General features: G+C 32.8%; 22 protein-coding genes. 2 read left to right on the forward strand and 20 right to left on the reverse strand.

The genetic code is table 11. The annotated features are described in order from the left end of the window. Entirely contained in the window at nt 1–1,758 is a 1,758-nt protein-coding gene (locus HMPREF2586_RS01295) for an IucA/IucC family protein (protein ID WP_070812601.1), read from the reverse strand. Then, nucleotides 1,755–2,930 (reverse strand): MFS transporter, encoded by a 1,176-nt coding sequence (locus HMPREF2586_RS01300; protein WP_064209393.1) that lies wholly within the window; start codon nt 2,928–2,930, stop codon nt 1,755–1,757. The genes HMPREF2586_RS01295 and HMPREF2586_RS01300 overlap by 4 nt, the downstream gene beginning before the upstream one ends. Before the next feature lie 100 nt (nt 2,931–3,030). Between HMPREF2586_RS01300 and HMPREF2586_RS01305 the strand changes: the two genes are divergently transcribed. Then, nucleotides 3,031–4,980: an IucA/IucC family protein gene (locus HMPREF2586_RS01305; RefSeq protein WP_070657847.1), complete on the forward strand. Its 1,950-nt coding sequence runs from the start codon at nt 3,031–3,033 to the stop codon at nt 4,978–4,980. A gap of 69 nt (nt 4,981–5,049) precedes the next feature. On the opposite strand, the gene HMPREF2586_RS01310 is transcribed toward HMPREF2586_RS01305, so the two are convergent. From HMPREF2586_RS01310 to HMPREF2586_RS01335, 6 genes are all read right to left on the reverse strand, one after another. Continuing rightward, entirely contained in the window at nt 5,050–5,556 is a 507-nt protein-coding gene (locus tag HMPREF2586_RS01310; RefSeq protein ID WP_046208404.1) for an Asp23/Gls24 family envelope stress response protein, read from the reverse strand. A gap of 58 nt (nt 5,557–5,614) precedes the next feature. Further along, on the reverse strand, nt 5,615–5,854 hold the full coding sequence (locus tag HMPREF2586_RS01315) for a DUF2273 domain-containing protein (protein WP_019468675.1): 240 nt from the start codon (nt 5,852–5,854) through the stop codon (nt 5,615–5,617). Between the two features lie 12 nt (nt 5,855–5,866). Beyond that, nucleotides 5,867–6,403 (reverse strand): alkaline shock response membrane anchor protein AmaP, encoded by a 537-nt coding sequence (amaP, locus tag HMPREF2586_RS01320; RefSeq protein WP_019468674.1) that lies wholly within the window; start codon nt 6,401–6,403, stop codon nt 5,867–5,869. 91 nt (nt 6,404–6,494) lie between these two features. Continuing rightward, nucleotides 6,495–8,111: a BCCT family transporter gene (locus HMPREF2586_RS01325; protein ID WP_070812602.1), complete on the reverse strand. Its 1,617-nt coding sequence runs from the start codon at nt 8,109–8,111 to the stop codon at nt 6,495–6,497. Between the two features lie 344 nt (nt 8,112–8,455). Further along, nucleotides 8,456–9,463, reverse strand: a complete 1,008-nt coding sequence (locus HMPREF2586_RS01330; RefSeq protein ID WP_064209391.1) for a zinc-binding alcohol dehydrogenase family protein — start codon at nt 9,461–9,463, stop codon at nt 8,456–8,458. A gap of 17 nt (nt 9,464–9,480) precedes the next feature. Continuing rightward, nucleotides 9,481–10,488 carry an NADP-dependent oxidoreductase gene (locus HMPREF2586_RS01335; protein WP_070812603.1) on the reverse strand — a complete coding sequence of 336 codons (1,008 nt, stop codon included), beginning with the start codon at nt 10,486–10,488 and terminating at the stop codon, nt 9,481–9,483. A 144-nt stretch (nt 10,489–10,632) separates the two neighbouring features. Here HMPREF2586_RS01335 and HMPREF2586_RS01340 point away from each other — a divergent pair, with 144 nt between their 5' ends. Continuing rightward, entirely contained in the window at nt 10,633–11,628 is a 996-nt protein-coding gene (locus HMPREF2586_RS01340; protein WP_070657849.1) for an LLM class flavin-dependent oxidoreductase, read from the forward strand. Between the two features lie 79 nt (nt 11,629–11,707). On the opposite strand, the gene HMPREF2586_RS01345 is transcribed toward HMPREF2586_RS01340, so the two are convergent. The 12 genes from HMPREF2586_RS01345 to rpmJ all read right to left on the reverse strand — a co-directional run bounded on the left by HMPREF2586_RS01345 (nt 11,708) and on the right by rpmJ (nt 20,033). After that, complete coding sequence (locus tag HMPREF2586_RS01345) at nt 11,708–12,580, reverse strand: alpha/beta hydrolase (RefSeq protein ID WP_064209388.1); 873 nt, start codon at nt 12,578–12,580, stop codon at nt 11,708–11,710. A gap of 245 nt (nt 12,581–12,825) precedes the next feature. Beyond that, on the reverse strand, nt 12,826–13,218 hold the full coding sequence (gene rpsI, locus HMPREF2586_RS01350; RefSeq protein WP_019468668.1) for a 30S ribosomal protein S9: 393 nt from the start codon (nt 13,216–13,218) through the stop codon (nt 12,826–12,828). Between the two features lie 19 nt (nt 13,219–13,237). Then, the gene (gene rplM, locus HMPREF2586_RS01355; protein ID WP_046208411.1) at nt 13,238–13,675 is read right to left on the reverse strand and encodes a 50S ribosomal protein L13; all 438 of its coding nucleotides are present in this window, start codon (nt 13,673–13,675) and stop codon (nt 13,238–13,240) included. Nucleotides 13,676–13,877: 202 nt separating this feature from the next. Further along, nucleotides 13,878–14,684 carry a tRNA pseudouridine(38-40) synthase TruA gene (truA, locus tag HMPREF2586_RS01360; RefSeq protein ID WP_070657850.1) on the reverse strand — a complete coding sequence of 269 codons (807 nt, stop codon included), beginning with the start codon at nt 14,682–14,684 and terminating at the stop codon, nt 13,878–13,880. Nucleotides 14,685–14,687: 3 nt separating this feature from the next. Beyond that, a complete protein-coding gene (locus HMPREF2586_RS01365) occupies nt 14,688–15,494 on the reverse strand; it encodes an energy-coupling factor transporter transmembrane component T family protein (RefSeq protein ID WP_046208413.1) in 807 nt (268 codons plus the stop codon). Beyond that, on the reverse strand, nt 15,484–16,347 hold the full coding sequence (locus tag HMPREF2586_RS01370; RefSeq protein ID WP_070657852.1) for an energy-coupling factor transporter ATPase: 864 nt from the start codon (nt 16,345–16,347) through the stop codon (nt 15,484–15,486). Before HMPREF2586_RS01370 ends, HMPREF2586_RS01365 begins: the two co-directional genes overlap by 11 nt. After that, nucleotides 16,344–17,156: an energy-coupling factor transporter ATPase gene (locus HMPREF2586_RS01375; protein WP_070657854.1), complete on the reverse strand. Its 813-nt coding sequence runs from the start codon at nt 17,154–17,156 to the stop codon at nt 16,344–16,346. Before HMPREF2586_RS01375 ends, HMPREF2586_RS01370 begins: the two co-directional genes overlap by 4 nt. 555 nt (nt 17,157–17,711) lie before the next feature. Then, entirely contained in the window at nt 17,712–18,080 is a 369-nt protein-coding gene (gene rplQ / locus HMPREF2586_RS01380; protein WP_046208416.1) for a 50S ribosomal protein L17, read from the reverse strand. A gap of 18 nt (nt 18,081–18,098) precedes the next feature. Then, nucleotides 18,099–19,043, reverse strand: coding sequence for a DNA-directed RNA polymerase subunit alpha (locus HMPREF2586_RS01385; RefSeq protein ID WP_019468661.1), 945 nt, complete (start codon nt 19,041–19,043; stop codon nt 18,099–18,101). Between the two features lie 76 nt (nt 19,044–19,119). Beyond that, nucleotides 19,120–19,509 carry a 30S ribosomal protein S11 gene (gene rpsK, locus HMPREF2586_RS01390; RefSeq protein WP_019468660.1) on the reverse strand — a complete coding sequence of 130 codons (390 nt, stop codon included), beginning with the start codon at nt 19,507–19,509 and terminating at the stop codon, nt 19,120–19,122. Between the two features lie 23 nt (nt 19,510–19,532). Further along, complete coding sequence (gene rpsM / locus HMPREF2586_RS01395; protein WP_046208417.1) at nt 19,533–19,898, reverse strand: 30S ribosomal protein S13; 366 nt, start codon at nt 19,896–19,898, stop codon at nt 19,533–19,535. Nucleotides 19,899–19,919: 21 nt separating this feature from the next. Next, a complete protein-coding gene (gene rpmJ / locus HMPREF2586_RS01400) occupies nt 19,920–20,033 on the reverse strand; it encodes a 50S ribosomal protein L36 (protein WP_002482634.1) in 114 nt (37 codons plus the stop codon). Nucleotides 20,034–20,050: the final 17 nt, after the last annotated feature.

The raw sequence follows: 20,050 nt of genomic DNA on the forward strand, positions 1-20,050 counted from the left end.
TTACACCTCTTTACTTAAAGGGTTATCTAAATCTACAGTTAAATAATTTTTAACCTTACCTTCCATTCTCATGCGTAACAATGCTTTTACATTAATCTTGGATCCAAATAAGGTTTGTCGTAATATTTGCGCATGTGCTTTTTGAGGGTCAATAGATTGTTCAACAGCTTCACGCACAAGTTCAAATATTTCATCTGCTTCAATATCTTCATATTGTGTAAAATGATGGATTAGTTCTGACATTTGATTTTGAATGACTGCATGTTGGAATTTTGCGATTACCGCTTCAATATTTTCAGCTATTAAACTTTTATTAGTAATATTAATGTTAGGTAATCGGCCCCTCAACGTATTTAAATCAATCCTTGAGCCTCCTAAATCTCTAATCAAAAATTCCATTTTAAATTCTTGATCCAAATGAACAATGGTATTTTGCATATGTGCTTCTAAAGCAATACCATAATCTTGGATATACGCTATTAATGGTTTTATAAGCGTTAATGCATAATTACTAATAAATGTTTTAATTGAAGCTTTGCTTACTTTTAAACCAAGCCATTCTATATAACTATCAACAATAATTTGATTATCTACAGGGTTTCTGTTGACTAAACTTCCTGTTACTATCGTGAGACCAGTGTTTGAAATTTGTGGCTGATAGCGCACGATACAAGCTAATTGTCGTGCGCTATCTTCATCTGTATCAGCATGTAAACCATAGGGCTCCATAGCGACTTTCAATTGAGGATATACATCCATCATATCTTGTAACTCATAACTTAATTTCGGGCCATCAACGGTGGTGACTGATGAAACAGTTCTCACTGCACTTGTCGCCTGTACATTGATTGGTAACTTGACATGAAAAGATTTATCGAGCAAATCCATTGTTCTAAAAGACAATGTTGCTTTGGATTCTATGTCAAAAGGCGTCGCTAAAAGACGTTGTGTTTCTATCCAATGACCAAATTGTTGTGGAATAACATTTTCATATTGCCATGGATGTACAAGTATAATGCGATAATCTGCTAATTCTAAATCATGTGAAGCTAGAAATACTTTTATTTTATCTTTATATTCAGGAATGACTTGATTGATGATATATTGTTCATCACCTTCCATCGCAGTTGCTATACAAAATTGTTTATGAATAAGCATAATTTTCAATGGAATAATTTTTTCAAATTCCGGCGCATATAATTTAACTTCTTCTTTCGTTAATGGCAGCTTTGTTTTAGTTAAAGGATGCGTAGGATGGCCTTCCTCTACAAGACTTTCAGAATAAATTAAATCATTTACACCATTATTTTCTTTCATATGTTGAAGCCATGTAAAAAAGTTGATGGTCCTAGGCATTCTTGAAAATTTCAAACTATCACGAATGTTAGATTGTCTATGCTTAAAATTTTCATAACTCATCGCTAAACCTTCTCGGCTTGATTGTAACTCTGCAGTTAGTCTAGCGCTAATAGGAATATCAAATTGATTTGTTAATATTTCAAGTAATTGTTCCAAAGTTTTAATAGTGACACTTGCATCACCTTTAATATAACGTAGCTCACCCTCAAAAACATAACGCATTAACGGACTCTTTCTGATATAGTTAACAGCTAATGCTTGTCCTTTATATTGTAGTTCTACGCAGTTATCAAAAGATTTAAAAAACATTTTCTCTGGAAAAATATGTTCTTTAAGAATCGCATTAAACATGCGATATTGAATATTTAAATCTGCTGATTTCCATAAATGATGCATCATACAACATTGCCTCCGTTTCTTCTTTGTCTGTTAATCATGCCAAATATTAATGCAATCGTTAAGGTGCTTAATCCCATAATTATAAATGTTTCAATAACACCTATATATTCTGTTAAAAAACTCATGATCATAGCACCTAAAGGAATCATTCCCCTATCCATCATTACAACACTTAATACCTTCCCTCGATGCTCTGATTTAACACGATGTTGAAAATAAATCCTATTGGTTGTACGCGCCCATTGACTGAACAGACCGATTAAGAATATTGAAATAAAAAATAATATCGTATTCTGGCTAATACTGCCTAACAAAGAGACGCCAAATAATATCGAACTATAATAATACATCTTCACCATAGGAATATTTTCTAATAAATTAGGTAAAATCATCGTCGCAATAATTCCACCTATTGCGCAACATGTCATCGCTGTCCCAAACATCGTGACTTGTTCAGGGAACGTCTTATCTGTTAAAACTGGTAATAGTGAAGTATATGTAAAACCACTAGCCATGATAAACAAAGATGTTACAAATATCCTTGTACCCACGCTATTATCCTTAAAATATTCAAAAACAAATTTAATACTCATTTGTTTTTCCACTTCATTATAATGCGGTTGTTCAAACTTTAGAGGCAAACATAGTATCAGAGATATTAAGTAACATATCGCTTGTATACTGAAACTTATTTGTGCGTTATAGTTTGCCATTACTAAACCAGCTATAGCAGGACCTATTGATCGACAAATATTAATAATAAATGAATGGTACGAAACCACCTGAGTTGTTGTTAAGCGTTTCGACAAATCTGGTAGCACAGATTGACGTACTGGTGTTTCTATTGCACTCATCATACCTCTACCCAAAGAATATAATAAAAATACTACAATCGGTATATCCCAATCTTGAAAGATTAAGACACACAGTAAAGTGGTAAGTAGAAAAGAGGAAGAGATAGTTATTTTCAGTAGTTTCCCCCTATTATATCGATCTGCTATTGCACCAGCCCATACACTTATGAGCAAAATAGGTACAAGGCGGAAAAAATTAATCAGTCCAAGATAAATTGCGTTATGATATAACGAATACACATACCAATTTAAAGTGATATGTCCAATCCAATTTCCTAAAAACAATAGGAAAGAACTTGAAAAAAAGTACTTTGCCATATTTTCACCCGACTTTTTAATTGATAATAATTATCATTATCGATATTATGGATTATACAAATATCCTATACTTTTGTAAAATAATATTTAGAGGTGCTTTATGAATTCAAAAAGTATTAACAACAATTTATCAAATAAAATGAACAATGATGAACAACATGCATTTGATTATTTATTATCAATCAATGAACAATGGGCACAATTGTTTTTAAATATGCTTTTAGAAAGTCGAGATAAAATATCTCAAAGATTAATTTCTTCATTACATAGAGAAAATTTAATAGACAGTCGGAGTTACAGTAAGATTATTTCTAACCAAGATTTGAACATTGTGCACTTACCAGCAAACAGCAAATTGTTATCCATTACGTTCCCGAAAGTTAATAAGACGCTATATGCAACGATTACAGGAAATCATGCATTTGATCGTCTAGACGTTCAAGGACCATTTTATATTGAAGACAACGGAAATTACAATAGAGTCCAACATCCAAATGAAATATTAAATATTATTTTAACGATATCACCAGAGCTAGATAATGAAGCTAGTACACAATTTTATGAAGATTTGAACAATAGTGTCACAAATATGGCAATTGCATTAAGTTATCAAGCATATACATTAGAAAACAATAAAAAAAGCTTATATGAATTAATCATGAATGCAGAGGACAGTTATTTGAGTTCTGAACAGTTTGTTATTGAAGGTCACCCAATTCATCCGGGTGCTAAATTACGTAAAGGAATGACACCAGAAACTGTAATTAATTATTCAGCCGAATTTGGTAATGCCATATCCTTACAATTTATTTTAATACATAAATCAATAGCAAAAGCTCAGACTTATATTGAAGAAGAAAATGATTTACTTTTTAGATTGTTTGAAGGGTTAGAAGCAGCTGTTATGAATCATGTTGGTCATGATCAAGTTAATCAATATTACGTCATGGTCGTCCATCCATGGCAATACGACCATATCTTATTACAAGAATATAAAGAAGAATTAAAAACAAATCGATTGATACCAATTGATTATCAACAATCTTATTACGCAGGATTATCATTTAGAACTTTAATGCCCAAATATCCTAAAAAGTCACCTCATATCAAGTTATCAACCAATGTTCATATTACTGGTGAGATTAGAACATTATCTGAGCAAACTACAATAAATGGTCCACAAGTAACACATATCCTTAATGATATAAAACAAAAAGATTCATTATTTAAGCATATAAACGCTGATACAATTGATGAACTTGCTGGTATTCATTTTTATAATTCATTGGACAAAGTCACTACCAGAACTAAAAGAAGTGAACAACTAGGTACATTATTTAGAACCAATATTTATCATTTAATTAAAAATGAAACTACACCTATCATCCCTTCAGCGTTAGTTAGTTCAACTATATATAATAATGAACCATTAATTGTTTCGTTAATTAACAAATATAAAGAAAAAAATAAGTTTCCGACCTTTGAAATCGCTGCTTTATCTTGGATAAAACAATACGGTCAAGCCTTAATAGATATCACGATTCCTCTATATGTGAAATACGGTATCGCCCTTGAAGCACATTTACAAAATTCAATCGCTACATTTAGTGAAGATGGACGATTAGATAGGCTTTATATACGTGATTTTGAGGGGTTACGTATCGATCGCATACGCTTGAATAAGATGGGTTATAGTACTGCAAGTTTTCATGAAAAATCTTTAATTTTATCTGATCAACCTCAAACAGTATTTAATAAAGTCTTTTATTCAAGTATTCAAAATCATCTCGGTGAATTAATTGTCAGTATTACAAAATCAAGTGAAGATTCTAATTTTGAAAAGCAACTTTGGCAATTGATTCGAGATATTTTAATTGCTAAATTAAATGATATTGCAAACGATATAGATGACCAACAACGCGTGAAAAATATAAAATCAATCCTATTGGCACCCAAAATAGATTATAAATGTGTTACAACCATGCGTCTGACTGATGAAGCGGATTACTATACCTATATTAAAGTTGACAATCCTTTACATCAGAAATAAATATACACAATATATATACAAAAAATACCGGTAAAGGATTACCTTTACCGGTATTTTTTAAATTATGCGTTATTGTAAGCCTTTATTTTCGTTGCTTGAATTTTGGCTTTTTTCATTTTTTTGTGACCATTCTTTTCTAGTCATCACGTCTTCAACACGCATATTCACTTCTACAACTTCAAGACCAGTAATATATTTTACTTGTTCTTTAACTAAATCTGTTACTTTGCGGAAAATTTTAGGTGCAGATTCACCATATTCTAAAATAACTTTTAAATCAACTGCAGCTTGTTTTTCGCCTACTTCAACGCTAACACCTTGTGTTACATTGTTGCTGCTTCCGAATGAACTAGAAATGTTATCAACGAAGCCGCCTTTCATTTCTAAAATACCATTTACTTCGCGTGCGGCAATACCAGCAATTTTTTCAATAACTTCGTCTGAGAACGTTAACTTATTTGTGAATTCTGGTTCTTGTTGCTGTTGTTGCTGCTGTTGTTGTTTTTCTTGCTCTTTTTCGTTTACTCCAGTTTGGTTATCATATGCTTGTTTTGCTTTATTGTTATCTACTGCCATAATTAATTCTCCTTTGTTATATAAGATTTTAAAATTAATAATATACTATTTAAATTAATTAACTCCATCGATTTAAGAAATTTAAAAAATCTTGCTTACGGTCTTTAGTATACCCAATACCAATACCAATTAAACATAAAACGATAATTAATATTGTACTCCAGAAACCTAACGTTAAAAATAATATAGCGATAATTAGAAATGCTAAAAATCCAATTATTCTCCATTTAAATGTTTTAAAAAAATCAACAACTTCTTGTGTAGAATCTTGTCTTTGTTGGTTATTATTGTTAGCCATGATAACCCTCCCTTACAACACACGTTTGCCTGAGGCTTTTTGATCTCTAACGTTAACCTCTAATTTTGAAACTGGTAATTCAGTGAAATGCTCAACATTTTGTTTAATGTCATTTCTTATTTCTTCTGTTAATGAACCAACTTGAACATCACCCGGAACAAAGAAATCAGCTTTTAAAGCAATATGTGATTTCTTTTTCTTGTTATATAGTTTCGCTATAACATTTGGTTGACGAATTTGGTCATATTTTACAAGTGTATCGTATGCAGATTTTTCAACTGCTTTTCTCGATACATAAATATGTCCATCTTCATAGTCTTTATAAAGTCCAGGTTTTCTATACGTAGGTTTAAACAAGCTAAATACAAGTATTAGACCTATTAATATCAATAGAGCTGCTAAGCCAATTAACGTTGGTTCAAACCAATTAAATTGCTTGAAGTAGTCCTGGTACTCACTAATTCTAGAATCTTTGATATACATAAATAGTAAAAAACCAACGATGACTACGATTAATAGACCTAGTATAAAATTTTTAATTCGCTTCACCTCGTATGACACCTCCTATAGTCAAATTATATGTACATGTCATACATCTTTATACCCCGTTAAATAAACGTAAAAACATTTTAAATTGAAATTATAATGTATTTGGTAAAATAATTTTAATCACTGCCATGATGCATTTGTAATTAGGTATTTTTTCATGATCTTGATTTGATTTTCGATATTGTAAATACTTTTCATCAGAAACAAGTAATTTATTGCTAGGACGCGGTTTTTCAATTGATAATGATTTGAATAGTGACCAAATCATAAAGATAATGACGATTGAAAAAGGCAAAGCTGCAATGATTAATAAATTTTGTATTGATTGTGTACCACCTGTATAAATCATAATCATCGCAAATAAAGCTAAAATAATCCCCCAGCTTACTTTTACTATACCGGATGGGTTTATACTACCTTTAGAACTCAACATACCAAGCACGTAAGTTGCTGAGTCTGCTGAAGTAACAAAGAAAATCATAATTACAATGAGCGTGATAATACTGAGTAAAAATCCTAATGGGAAATGCTCAAGCGTTGCAAATGTTGCAGTTTCAGTTGCCTCTTTAGCAATGTTGGCAATACCATTTTGCTGTAAATAAATTGCAGATGCCCCGAATACTGCAAAGAATAAAAAACAAACAAGTGCTGGCACAAAAAGTACACCTAAAATAAATTCTTTAATTGTTCTACCTCGAGAAACCCGAGCAATGAATATACCAACAAATGGCGCCCAAGAAACCCACCATGCCCAGTAGAAGATTGTCCACTGTTGTAACCATTGGAATTTCTCTCCACCTGCTTGTGGGATACGTAAACTCATATTAAAGAAATTAGCAATATAATCACCCAATGAATTCGTAAACATATTTAAAATGTTTAACGTAGGACCGACACAAAATAATGCGATCAAAACTACAAAAGCTAAAAACATATTAATATTACTTAAGTTTTTAATGCCTTTATCAATACCGGACCAAGCAGACCAGGTAAATAACACTGTAGCTATAACGATAATCACAACTTGTGTACCAAAATTAGAAGGTATTTTAAATAAGAAATTCAACCCTTCATTAATTTGTAATGCACCAAAACCTAATGTCGCAGCAACACCAGTTACTGTGGCAATAATTGCAAGCACATCGATTGCGCCACCTATTGGGCCTCGCATCATTTTTTCACCCAAAATGGGTCTTAATGTAGCACTAACTAATCCAGGATATCCTTTATGAAAATTAAAGTACGCAAACACGAGTCCAACAATTCCGTACACTGCCCACGCATGTATACCCCAGTGAAAAAATGAAAACTGCATCGCTTCATTTATAGCAGTTTGTGTTCCTGCTTTATGTATCGGTGTTAAAGTAAATGCGTGACTGATGGGTTCAGCTGTTGTCCAAAATACTAAGCCTATCCCCATACCTGCACTAAATAACATTGCAAACCATGATTTAAGTGAAAATTCTGGGTCTTCTCCCTCTTGACCTAAAGTTATTGTTGAATATCTAGAAAATAATAAATAGATAGATACAACTAAAATGGCTAATACTAATAGTAAATAATACCATCCAAAATTTACTGCAATAAAATTGGTAATTGCTTGTGTAACCGATTCCAATTGTTTAGGCGCAATTGCTCCATATATAACAAATAGCGTACAAATCGTTAACGCTACCCAAAAAACCACTGTTAATTTTCTAAATCGCATATTAACATGACACTCTCCCTTTACTTTATGTGTCACATATACCCTTACATCGTGCTAATATGCGTAATTTATGAATTTAATTGCATTTAACATTTTAATTTATATATAACTTTTATTTTAAGACGCACATATATTCAAAAGTGAAAATGATGATACCGAACATGTGATAGACGGTTATGTTGAAAAAATAAAGGAGCAAAATAACAATCAAATATAATAATTTGACTGCATTTGCTCCTTGAAAGCTCTTAATTTAATCAAATCGCTTTGGCATATCACATATGATTTAACAATAATTTATATATAACTAACAGTGTTTTCGTTAAGAATACTTTTCACTTTTGTTAAATTGAAATAACCAATTTACCGACCATTCTATGATTTTCCATTTTTCTATGCGCCTCAAAAATATTATCTGCTGTTAATCCTTTTAACACTTCATTTGCTGTTGGTTGATAATCACCAGATTCTACTTTATCAGTGATGTCTTTTAGATACGTACCGTGAATAGCCATATCTTCTGTTTGATTCAAAGGTCTTGAATACATATATTCATGAGTAAAGGTTATGCTTTTAGGCTTTAGTAAATTCAAATCTTGCTCATGATTGAAAGCAACAATTGTCGCAATTTTACCACGTGGTTTTACAAGTTCAATCATTTTTTCATAATATAAGTCCGTATCAAAAGTACAAAAAATATAATCTACTTCACTAATTTCATATTTTTTAAATTCATCTGTCAAATTATTTTTATGATTCAACACGATGTCCGCACCTAATGATTTTGACCAATTATACGTTTCATCACGTGATGCAGTGGTGATGACATGTAATCCGTAATATTTTGCTATCTGTGTCGCGATACTGCCTACGCCACCAGCCCCATTAATTATTAATAAGGATTTACCTTTATTTTCTTCAGGATTTTTAGAAATATTAAAAACATCAAAAAGTGTCTCTGATGCTGTTAAGCCAGTTAATGGTAAACTTGCCGCTTCTGTATCACTAATATTACTTGGCTTTAATGCTACTAAGCGTTCATCAACAAGTTGATAGGTCTGATTTGAGCCTTGATATGATGGTGAGCCTGAGTAATAAACTTCATCTCCAATTTTAAATTGTTTAACATCTTCACCCAAATCTTCTACAATGCCTACAGCATCATAACCTAGAATTCTTGGCGACTCATTTATAGACGATTGTCTAATTTTCGTATCTACTGGATTAACGCTAATAGCTGTTAAACGTACTAATAACTCACGCTGCTGAGGTTTTGGCGTCTCTATATCCATTTCATAAAATTGATTACCCTCATCTAATGTAAACGGTTTGTCTGCACCAATTGCTTTCATATGTGCATCTCCTTTAGTTATAAATTATCTGATACTTGAACCACTTGTTTACCAAAATTGTCTCCAGTAAATAAATTTCTAAATGCATTAGGCACGTTTTCAAATCCTTCTACGATTGAAGTTTTTGTTTTTATTTTGTCTTCATTTACCCACTGTGCAAGATGCTGACTAGCTTGTTTAAAGTCGTCTGCATAATTAGCCACAACAAACCCTTTCATAAGTGCTTGTGATTTTATTAAAATTGGTTGAATCCGTGGACCATGCTCAATACCCTTATCATTATAACCAGAAATCGCTCCACATACTGGAATTCTAGCAAATTGATTTAAGTGTTTCATAACTTCATCTGCAATGTGTCCACCAACATTTTCAAAATAAACATCTACACCATCAGGCACCGCTTGAGCTAATTGCTCTGAGAAGTTATCAGCTTTATAATCTACGCTAGCATCAAATCCTAATTGATCAGTTAAATATTCCGTTTTACTTGTTCCACCTGCAATACCAACTACACGAGCACCTTTGAGTTTAGCAATTTGACCAACTACTGAACCCACAGCTCCCGAAGCTGCAGATACAACAACTGTTTCCCCTTCTTTTGGTTGTCCAATTTTTAGCAATCCGTGATATGCTGTTTGGCCAGTCATACCTAGTAAGCTAAGATATAAGTATAGTGGAATGTCTCGCTGGGTAATTTTCGTAACGCTTTGTGCTGATACATTTGTGTGTTTTTGCCAAGGTAGCATACCTACAACATAATCGCCTTGTTCAAAACCATCAGCATTGGATTGTATTACTTTTCCAACAATATGACCTGCCAATGGTTCATCCAATTGAAATGGTTGAATATAAGATTTACTATCATCCATTCTGCCACGCATATATGGATCTACCGAAATATATATCGCTTCAATTTGAATCTCATCTTTACTAGGCTCATCTATTTCAACAGTTTCGTATCTAAATACATCATCTGAAGGTATACCTTCTGGACGTTTTGCTAATACAATGCTTTCTGTTTTCATTTTTTTGCCTCCATTTCATCTTTTCTTCTATTTTATAGTGATGAGGTGATGCAATCAATCAAATCGCTTATTTGATATTTTGTCCACATGTTATGATAAACAGAATAGAGCACTTAAATGATTGTAATGAAGGAGAATGTAAACATGCGATTAAGTATACTAGACTATGTCCCAATATTTGAAGGTAGTAACACCACTCAATCGATAAATCATTCTGTTGAATTAGCTCAACTTGCTGAATCATTAGGTTTTTATCGATTTTGGGTTGCTGAACATCACAAAGTATTGTCAGTTGCTTCTAGTGCTCCAGAAATGATTATGATGGCTTTGTTAGAAAATACGACTTCGATACGCATTGGCAGTGGTGGCGTTATGCTTCCCCACTATAGTGCTTATAAAATAGCAGAAGTCTTTAAAATATTAGAAGGACGTCACCCTCGTAGAGTAGATTTAGGCATTGGCCGCTCTTTCAGTTTTAAAAATGTAAATCAAGCGTTAAATGAAAACAAAACAGCTAACATTGATTTTGAAACACAAATTGTGGATCTAACAAACTATTTTAATGATGACATTCAAAAGCAAAGATTTCCTGGATTATACGCCACGCCTTTAATCCCAACGCAACCTAATATGCATTTATTAGGCACAAGTCAAAATAGCGCTGAACTCGCTGCACAACACGGCTTACCTTTTGTCACCGCTTTAATGGGGAAAAATAAAAATAAAGTTAAACAATCTATCGCTGTTTATCGTAAGCTATTTTCAGAACTTCATCCAAACCGAACACCTTATGTCATTATTTCAACTTTTGTCATCACAGCAAATGACATTCAAAAAATCAAAGAGTTAGAACAAGCTTTTCATCTATGGCTATTACGCATTAATTATTTAAAACAACCTAGTCATTATCCATCAATTACATTTGCGCAACAAAGACAGCCATCCACTAGAGAAATAGAAAAAATGCATCAAAATAAAGCACGTGTTATCAGTGGTTTGCCAAATGAAGTTTTCACTCAACTTAAAGCTATCGCAAATCAATATAATGCAGATGAAATGATGATACAGCCACATGTATATGGTGAAGCAAATCGCAAAAACTTACTACAATTATTAGCAGCTGAAAATAATACATTTTAAGCCTCTTAGAATGAGTAAATAACATGGATTCAAAACTGTATAAAAGATAATTCTAAAATCATAGAGTTATCTTTTTCATTTATAAGCCCCAAAGAAATGCATTCATTTGATCTGTAACTTTTTTATTATCATGGAGCTCACTATGTTCTGCTTTTGGTCCATATACTTTGTATGTTTTATAAGTTTTAACGTGATTTGACAAGAGATACCTTAACGATTCTGAAGATACATTTGTAACTCTACCATCAGAATGGGTTCCGTCTTTTAAATCTCCATAAATATTAAGCACTTCAGCATTTTTAGGATAGTGCGCTTGCATAGATAATAAATTTCGATATGCTTTTAACATCCTGCTAGGTTTGCCATTTTTATCTAAATATATATTTAAGTCCAAACCATTGATATCCACTTCCCCGTTAAAGTTTCCAGCTAAACTCACTTGCTTATTTAACTTAGGTAAGGCACTATCATCACCATACTTTAACATATAGTAACTAAATGATTGATTTCCCATAGAATGAGCTACAAAATTGAATTTTTTAAAATGATATTTTGCATTAAAAGCAATCATAACATTTTTAATCCATTGCGCATCTTTTTCTAAATCTTTTTCTTCATTATCTTCAAAAATGATTTTTATAATCGGACGTTTCATATTGTTAACTATATTTTTATTAAATGTCACCTTTCCATTTGATGAAACTTTGGCCTCAACAACGTCATTTGTAATATTATTTTGCACTGCTGAATTAACCATGTATTTTTCTGAATTAGCTGTACCGGCAAAACCATGCAAATAAAATGTAGGAATCGATGTCTCGTTAGACATGTTTTTAATGTGGGTTTTGTTAAACAGTTGATTCAAAGTCAAAACGATAATACTAGCTAAAAAAATAAATATTAACACGAAAACCAATTGCTTCAAGAGATGTTTTAATTTATTGAATGCCATATGTATAACCTCTAATACCATTTTTACTTTATTATACTTCATACTAACTGAACTTACTAAAGTAAACCAAATGCTTTGAATTTTAAAAGTAGCAAAGTTTGTTTTTTTAATATTTTATAAATCAAAAAAAACTTCCCATACAAATATGGGAAGTTAGAAATATTGTTGCTATATAAACACCAATTACTTAAGCAATTAATGTACAAATCTGTAGGTGAATCGTATTCGCCACAGTATTTGATATATTAACGTTTTGAGAATTGTGGTGAACGACGAGCTTTTTTAAGACCTGGTTTTTTACGTTCTTTCATACGTGGGTCACGTGTAAGTAATCCAGCGCGTTTTAATGAACCTCTATATTCAGGATCTGCTTCTAATAAAGCACGTGCGATACCGTGACGGATAGCTTGTGCTTGTCCAGTGAAACCACCACCGTGAACGTTAACTAATACATCATAGTTACCTTTAGTTTCTGTAACATCAAATGGTTGGTTTAAGTCTAAGATTAATGATTCGAATGGTAAGTAGCTACGTACATCAGTGTGGTTAACAGTAATGTTACCTTCGCCAGGTACTAAACGTACACGTGCTACTGAGTTTTTACGACGGCCTGTGCCTTTATATTCAACTTGTGCCAATGTAATTTCCTCCTTTTAATTAACCACGTAACTCGTAGTTTTCTGGTTGTTGTGCAGCGTGTGGATGTTCAGCGCCACCATATACAAATAATTTTTTGCCTTGTTTTTCACCTAGACGTGTGCTTGGTAACATACCTTTAATTGAGTTTTCAAGTAAACGTTCTGGGTTTTTAGCTTTTAACTCACCAGCAGAGATTGATTTGATTCCGCCTGGGTGGTTACTGTGACGGTAATACATTTTGTCTTGTTCTTTATTACCAGTGAATTGAATTTTAGCAGCGTTGATGATAATTACATAATCACCTGAATCAACGTGTGGTGTATAAGTTACTTTATTTTTACCGCGTAGAATAGCAGCTACTTCTGATGATAAACGACCAAGTGTTTGACCTTCAGCATCAATAACATACCATTTGCGCTCAATGTTTGCTTCATTAGCCATAAATGTTTGACGCATATAATTGTCCTCCTAGAATAAATAAATGTTTCTTGTCTAATTGAAATGATATTTAAACTTAAATGCATTTATTTTGTTAATTTATAATTTCTACGTGCTTCTATATCTTGTTACACAATAAGATTCCGGGGCTTATCGTGGGGTGATATAAAACAATACCGTTAGTTATCGTATAATTTTTATGGTGTTTTGTCAATGTAATTTACCTATTTTGTGTGGATTTTTTTTGATATATTTTTATGTCTTCACCAAAATCACTTATGAGTGCTTCGGGAGACAAGTATATATGTTCCAAATATAATCCTTCCGCTGGTGCAGTAAACGGAACTTTATTGCGATCTTTCGCTTTTAATAATTGTGGAACTGACTCAGGCTGAAATTTCTCTTTACCCACACCAATTAAAAACGCAACTAACACACGTACCATATTATATAAAAACCCTGAACCAGTAACTACATAATCAAAACCATATTCTGTTTTTTCGATTCTACTTTCATATAGAGTACGTACTTTACTTTCAACTTCTGTTTTTTGAGAACAAAAACCAGTAAAGTCATGTGTACCCATAAATAAACTGGCAGCTTGAGACATCTTTTCAAAGTCTAAACTTTCAGGTACGTGTGCTTTCAAACCACATTCAAATGGATTTTTATTAGGTGATTGATAAACTTTATAGCGGTAAGTTTTACCCACACAATCATATCTACAGTGGAATGACGCATCTACAAATGAAACATGTTTCACAAAAATATCATCAGGTAATGCCCGATTCATTGCATACTGCCATTGTTCGGGTAAAATGTTAAGCTCTGAATCAAAATGAAAATATTGCTCTATTGCATGCACACCACGATCAGTTCGGCTACTAGGATGAATTCTAACATGTCGCTTGTGCATGCGCTTAAGTATTTTTTCAAATTGTTGTTGTACCGTTCTACCATTATTTTGAATTTGAAAACCTAAGAATTGACTACCTTGATACGAAATATTTACTAAAACACGAACCATCCTTTACACTCCCATATACTTTAACACAAATAATATTATTGCTATTGGTATTATTGATATCAATAACAAGCTATCAGACTTTTGCCAGTTTAATTGACGAAAACTCGTTCGCTGTTTGTTTGTATCATAACCACGTACTTCCATTGCAATTGCTAAATCTTCAGCTCTTTGGAAAGCTGAGATAAATAAAGGAATTAACAAAGGTATAAACGCGCTCACTCTATTGATTAATCCCCCTGAACTGATTTCAGAACCTCTTGATTTCTGTGCTAAGATAATTTTATCCAGTTCATTCATTAAAGTTGGAATAAAACGTAAAGCAATTGACATCATCATACTCAGTAAATGTACAGGTATTTTTATCAACTTTAATGGGTATAATAACCTTTCAAATGCATCAGTAAGATCTAAAGGACTTGTCGTTAAAGTCATAATTGTAGACACCATAATGATAAACATTAACCTCAAGACAATATAAATACCTTCTAAAATACCATGTGTATCAATTGAAATAAAACCGAATTCAAATATCCGTATACCACCTTTAGTTAAAAATAAATGCATTAAAAAGGTGAAAATCAGAAAAATCCATATTGGGGTTAACCCCTTAATTAAAAACCAAGCTTTTATATGAGCAGTTTTCATCATGGTTACAATGATTATAAATAACCATAAATAAGTAAAAAATGAATGTGCAAAAAATATTAATATAATAAATAAAAAGACAAAAATTAATTTTGCACGTGGATCACGACGATGTACAAAAGTGTCTAATGGAAGATAACGTCCTATAATAAACTTATCTCTCATTTTTTTGCCACTCCTTATACATCTCAGTGAATTCTGATTCGGTTAATGCAATACGGTCAAATTTAATTTGATGTTTTGCTTCAATGTCTCTCTGTAATTTAACGATGTCTGGAACATCCAAGTGCATGTCTTTAACATAGTCATTTGCATTAAACAATTTTCTTGGAGAACAGCTTTCAACTAATTTGCCCTGCTTAATAATTTTTACTTCATCAACATATTTTGCAACGTCATTCATTTCATGCGTGACTAATATGATTGTTTTATGTTGTTCAACTTGAAGTTTCTTTAACATTTCCATGATTTGATTTCTACTTTTAGGATCAAGACCTGCAGTGGGTTCATCTAATATGACAATCTCTGGATCCATAGCTAAGATAGAAGTAATTGCTATTTTTCTCATTTGGCCTCCCGACATTTGGAAAGGCGATTGTTCAAGTATATCTCTATTAAAACCGAATTCGATTAATAATTGAAATGCCCGTACTTTTACTTCTTCAAGTGGCATATTAAAATTTTTAGGTCCAAATAATATTTCTCGTTCTACTGAGTCTTCAAAAAGTTGTGATTCTGGAAACTGGAATACTACCCCCACACGTTTTCGTACTTGTTTTAAATACTTATCTTTAGTTTTATGTGTAATTTGGACATCATTGACCTCTAAAGAGCCATGTGAAGGTTTGAGTAGTCCATTAATATGCTGAATTAATGTAGACTTGCCTGAGCCTGTTTGACCAATTACTGCATAATACTTTCCTTGTTCAAAAGTGGTTACAATGTCTTTCAATGCAAGATGCTCATAAGGTGTTCCTTTTTGATAAACATAAGATACTTGATCAAATTTAACAGTCATAATTTGCTTACCAACCTTTCGTAAGAAATATAGTCAGTAACACCTAAGAGTTGTTGGCTCATTCTCATTGCAAACGGTAAATCTAAACCAATTTGTGTCAGTGCCGCTCCTTTATTAAAAATAACTTGAGGCAAACCTGCTTGATATAAGGAACCTTGGTTTAAAACAACTAAATGGTCCGCATCTATAGCTTCTGATAAATCATGAGTGATGGAAATGATTGTCACATCTTTTTCTTCTTTTAAACGGTGAATTAATGAAATTAATTCTGTTCTGCCTTCTGGATCTAACATAGACGTCGCTTCATCTAATATAATGATATCCGTATTTAATGCTAAGACACCTGCGATTGCGACACGCTGTTTTTGACCACCTGAAAGTGATTGCGGCTCATATGTGGCTCTATCCAACATATCTACATCCGCTAATGCTTTGGGTACAATTTCGTGCATCTTTTCGTAAGATATCGCATTATTTTCTAAACCAAAAGCTACATCAAATTCTACAGTAGACCCTACAAATTGATTTTCTGGATTTTGAAATACAATTCCTATATGTTGTCTTAACTCATTTAAGTTATCATCATTGATACTTATACCGTTCAAATAAATTTGGCCTTCAAAAGGTTTTTGAATGCCTATCATCAGTTTTGCTATCGTTGATTTACCTGAACCATTGTGGCCTACTATAGAAGTCCATTTACCTCTTGGTATGCTAAATGATACATCATTTAACGCAAGTGGTTCATCGCTATTATATTTAAAAGATACGTGATCAAATTTAATTATTTCTTCTGCTTGCGTTACCATGTCAGTTATCTCCTAAATCAAAAATATTAATCATATACTTAATCATTTTACATGAAAAATAATAAATAAGCACTTCTTCTTCACTAATTTTTCTTTTAAATCTCATTTATTGAGTCTTCAAAAAGATACCATTAAACATCTAAAGATTATATTTCACGATTAACAATTACTGATACCTAACAATAAACTTATATGAATTTATAAACAAATCGCTGATTAGCTAGAACTGCTCATGTCTCCACTCCGTGAAGGCATTCCTTATCTTCTTCGAATTAAGGCTCAGTGGTTCGCTATTGCTTTGCAATTGCATAAGTCCCCCTAAATTCTTCGAATTAAGGCTTAGCGGTTCGCTATTGCTTTGCAATTGCATAAGCCCCCCTAAATTCTTCGAATTAAGGGGGGCTAACAAAAAAAAGCGCGCACCCCATCATATTTGAGTTCACGCTTTAAAATTTATTAAGTTTGATGGGGTACTCTGAGCTAGACAATATTTGTATGTGGCAAACATTATCGTTGCACTCATTTGCTTTATACATAGTAGTATGTGTATTTAAATTAAACTAATTCTATAATTACTGATTCAGCACCGTCACCACGACGAGGGCCTACTTTAAGGATACGAGTGTAACCGCCTTGACGTTCTGTATAACGTTCAGCAATTTCACCAAATAATTTTTGAAGTGCAGTTTGTGTTGTTTCATCTTCATTTAAGATTTCAACATTACGTAAAGTTTTAGCAGCTTGACGACGAGATGCTAAATCTCCTTTTTTACCTAAAGTGATTAATTTTTCAACAACACTACGTAATTCTTTTGCACGTGCTTCTGTAGTTTCAACACGCTCACTTACAATAAGTGAAGTAGCTAAGTCACGTAACATCGCTTTACGTTGATCAGATGTACGTCCTAATTTTCTGTAACCCATGAGTTAACCTCCTTTATATTAATCTTCTTTTCTAAGACCTAAACCTAGATCTTCAAGTTTATATTTAACTTCTTCTAATGATTTACGTCCTAAATTGCGCACTTTCATCATATCTGCTTCAGATTTATCAGCTAATTCTTGAACAGAATTAATACCTGCGCGTTTCAAACAGTTATATGAACGTACAGATAGGTCTAATTCTTCAATAGACATTTCAAGTACTTTTTCTTTTTGATCTTCTTCTTTTTCAATCATGATTTCAGCATTTTGAGCTTCATCAGTTAATCCAACGAAGATGTTCAAATGTTCAGTTAAGATTTTTGCCGCTAGAGAAACAGACTCTTGTGGCGTAATAGAACCATTAGTCCAAACATCTAAAGTTAATTTATCAAAATCACTACTTTGACCTACACGTGTGTTTTCTACAGTATAGTTAACACGTTCTACTGGTGAATATAGTGAATCCACTGGAATTACACCAATTGGTAAATCACTAGTGTTATTTTGTTCTGCTAATGCGTAACCTCTACCCTTATTAGCAACAAGACGGATTTTTAAATGTCCACCTTTAGATACTGTTGCGATCTTAATCTCAGGATTTAAAATCTCTACATCACTATCATGTGTGATGTCACTTGCAGTAACTTCGCCTTCATCTTTTACATCAATCTCTAATGTTTTATCTTCTTCAGAATAAATTTTCAATGCTAGTTTTTTGATGTTCATGATAATTGTTGAAACATCTTCTACAACATTATCTATTGCTGAGAATTCATGTAATACACCTTCGATTTCGATGTATTTAACGGCTGCACCTGGTAATGAAGATAGTAGGATACGACGTAAGGAGTTTCCTAGTGTAGTACCGTAGCCACGTTCTAGTGGTTCAACAACGAACTTACCGAATTTAGCATCTTCACTAATTTCAATTGTTTCAATTCTAGGTTTTTCGATTTCAATCATTTACAAATATCCTCCTTGATTACGTCGACTTGAATTGTACTGTGTTTCTCAGTGACTTGCGACAATAACGATAATATTATACGCGACGACGTTTTGGTGGACGACAACCATTATGTGGTACTGGAGTAACGTCACGGATTGCAGTTACATCTAATCCAGCTGATTGTAATGCACGGATCGCTGATTCACGACCTGGGCCAGGACCTTTAACTGTAACTTCAACAGTTTTCAAACCATGTTCCATAGCTGCTTTAGCTGCAGTTTCTGATGCCATTTGTGCTGCGAATGGTGTTGATTTTTTTGATCCTTTAAATCCAAGTGCACCTGCTGATGACCATGATAAAGCATTACCAAATTCATCAGTAATAGTTACGATTGTATTATTGAATGTTGAGCGGATATGTGCTACACCATTCTCAATATTCTTTTTCACTCTACGTTTACGAGATACTTGTTTACGTGCCATTTAAAATTTGCCTCCTTTACCTATTATTTTTTCTTGTTAGCTACAGTTTTAACTGGGCCTTTACGAGTACGAGCATTGTTTTTTGTTTTTTGTCCGCGTACTGGTAATCCACGACGGTGACGGATACCACGGTATGATGAGATTTCCATTAAACGTTTAATGTTTAAGTTTTGCTCACGACGTAAGTCACCTTCTACTTTATAATTGTCGATTACTTCACGGATACGACCTAATTCGTCATCAGTTAAGTCTTTAACGCGTGTATCTGCAGATACATTTGCTTCTTCAACAATTTTTTGAGCTGTAGTAGTACCGATACCATATACATAAGTTAACGAAATAACAATACGTTTTTCACGTGGAATATCTACTCCTGCTATACGTGCCATAATTATTTACACCTCTCTTTATTAACCTTGTCTTTGTTTGTGTTTTGGATTGCTACAAATTACCATTACTTTACCTTTACGTTTAATGACTTTACATTTTTCGCAAATTGGTTTTACTGATGGTCTTACTTTCATTTTAATACCTCCCTATA

Origin of the sequence: Staphylococcus sp. HMSC034G07 (assembly GCF_001835975.1) — a bacterium.
Lineage (GTDB): Bacteria > Bacillota > Bacilli > Staphylococcales > Staphylococcaceae > Staphylococcus > Staphylococcus ureilyticus.

Excerpts from the sequence above, each read along its gene's own strand:
- HMPREF2586_RS01295 (WP_070812601.1), bottom strand. The coding sequence starts at position 1,758 with ATGATGCATCATTTATGGAAATCAGCAGATTTAAATATTCAATATCGC.
- HMPREF2586_RS01300 (WP_064209393.1), bottom strand. The coding sequence starts at position 2,930 with ATGGCAAAGTACTTTTTTTCAAGTTCTTTCCTATTGTTTTTAGGAAAT.
- HMPREF2586_RS01305 (WP_070657847.1), top strand. The coding sequence starts at position 3,031 with ATGAATTCAAAAAGTATTAACAACAATTTATCAAATAAAATGAACAAT.
- HMPREF2586_RS01310 (WP_046208404.1), bottom strand. The coding sequence starts at position 5,556 with ATGGCAGTAGATAACAATAAAGCAAAACAAGCATATGATAACCAAACT.
- HMPREF2586_RS01315 (WP_019468675.1), bottom strand. The coding sequence starts at position 5,854 with ATGGCTAACAATAATAACCAACAAAGACAAGATTCTACACAAGAAGTT.
- HMPREF2586_RS01325 (WP_070812602.1), bottom strand. The coding sequence starts at position 8,111 with ATGCGATTTAGAAAATTAACAGTGGTTTTTTGGGTAGCGTTAACGATT.
- HMPREF2586_RS01330 (WP_064209391.1), bottom strand. The coding sequence starts at position 9,463 with ATGAAAGCAATTGGTGCAGACAAACCGTTTACATTAGATGAGGGTAAT.
- HMPREF2586_RS01335 (WP_070812603.1), bottom strand. The coding sequence starts at position 10,488 with ATGAAAACAGAAAGCATTGTATTAGCAAAACGTCCAGAAGGTATACCT.
- HMPREF2586_RS01340 (WP_070657849.1), top strand. The coding sequence starts at position 10,633 with ATGCGATTAAGTATACTAGACTATGTCCCAATATTTGAAGGTAGTAAC.
- HMPREF2586_RS01345 (WP_064209388.1), bottom strand. The coding sequence starts at position 12,580 with ATGGCATTCAATAAATTAAAACATCTCTTGAAGCAATTGGTTTTCGTG.
- rplM (WP_046208411.1), bottom strand. The coding sequence starts at position 13,675 with ATGCGTCAAACATTTATGGCTAATGAAGCAAACATTGAGCGCAAATGG.
- truA (WP_070657850.1), bottom strand. The coding sequence starts at position 14,684 with ATGGTTCGTGTTTTAGTAAATATTTCGTATCAAGGTAGTCAATTCTTA.
- HMPREF2586_RS01365 (WP_046208413.1), bottom strand. The coding sequence starts at position 15,494 with ATGAGAGATAAGTTTATTATAGGACGTTATCTTCCATTAGACACTTTT.
- HMPREF2586_RS01370 (WP_070657852.1), bottom strand. The coding sequence starts at position 16,347 with ATGACTGTTAAATTTGATCAAGTATCTTATGTTTATCAAAAAGGAACA.
- HMPREF2586_RS01375 (WP_070657854.1), bottom strand. The coding sequence starts at position 17,156 with ATGGTAACGCAAGCAGAAGAAATAATTAAATTTGATCACGTATCTTTT.
- rplQ (WP_046208416.1), bottom strand. The coding sequence starts at position 18,080 with ATGGGTTACAGAAAATTAGGACGTACATCTGATCAACGTAAAGCGATG.
- HMPREF2586_RS01385 (WP_019468661.1), bottom strand. The coding sequence starts at position 19,043 with ATGATTGAAATCGAAAAACCTAGAATTGAAACAATTGAAATTAGTGAA.
- rpsK (WP_019468660.1), bottom strand. The coding sequence starts at position 19,509 with ATGGCACGTAAACAAGTATCTCGTAAACGTAGAGTGAAAAAGAATATT.
- rpsM (WP_046208417.1), bottom strand. The coding sequence starts at position 19,898 with ATGGCACGTATAGCAGGAGTAGATATTCCACGTGAAAAACGTATTGTT.
- rpmJ (WP_002482634.1), bottom strand. The coding sequence starts at position 20,033 with ATGAAAGTAAGACCATCAGTAAAACCAATTTGCGAAAAATGTAAAGTC.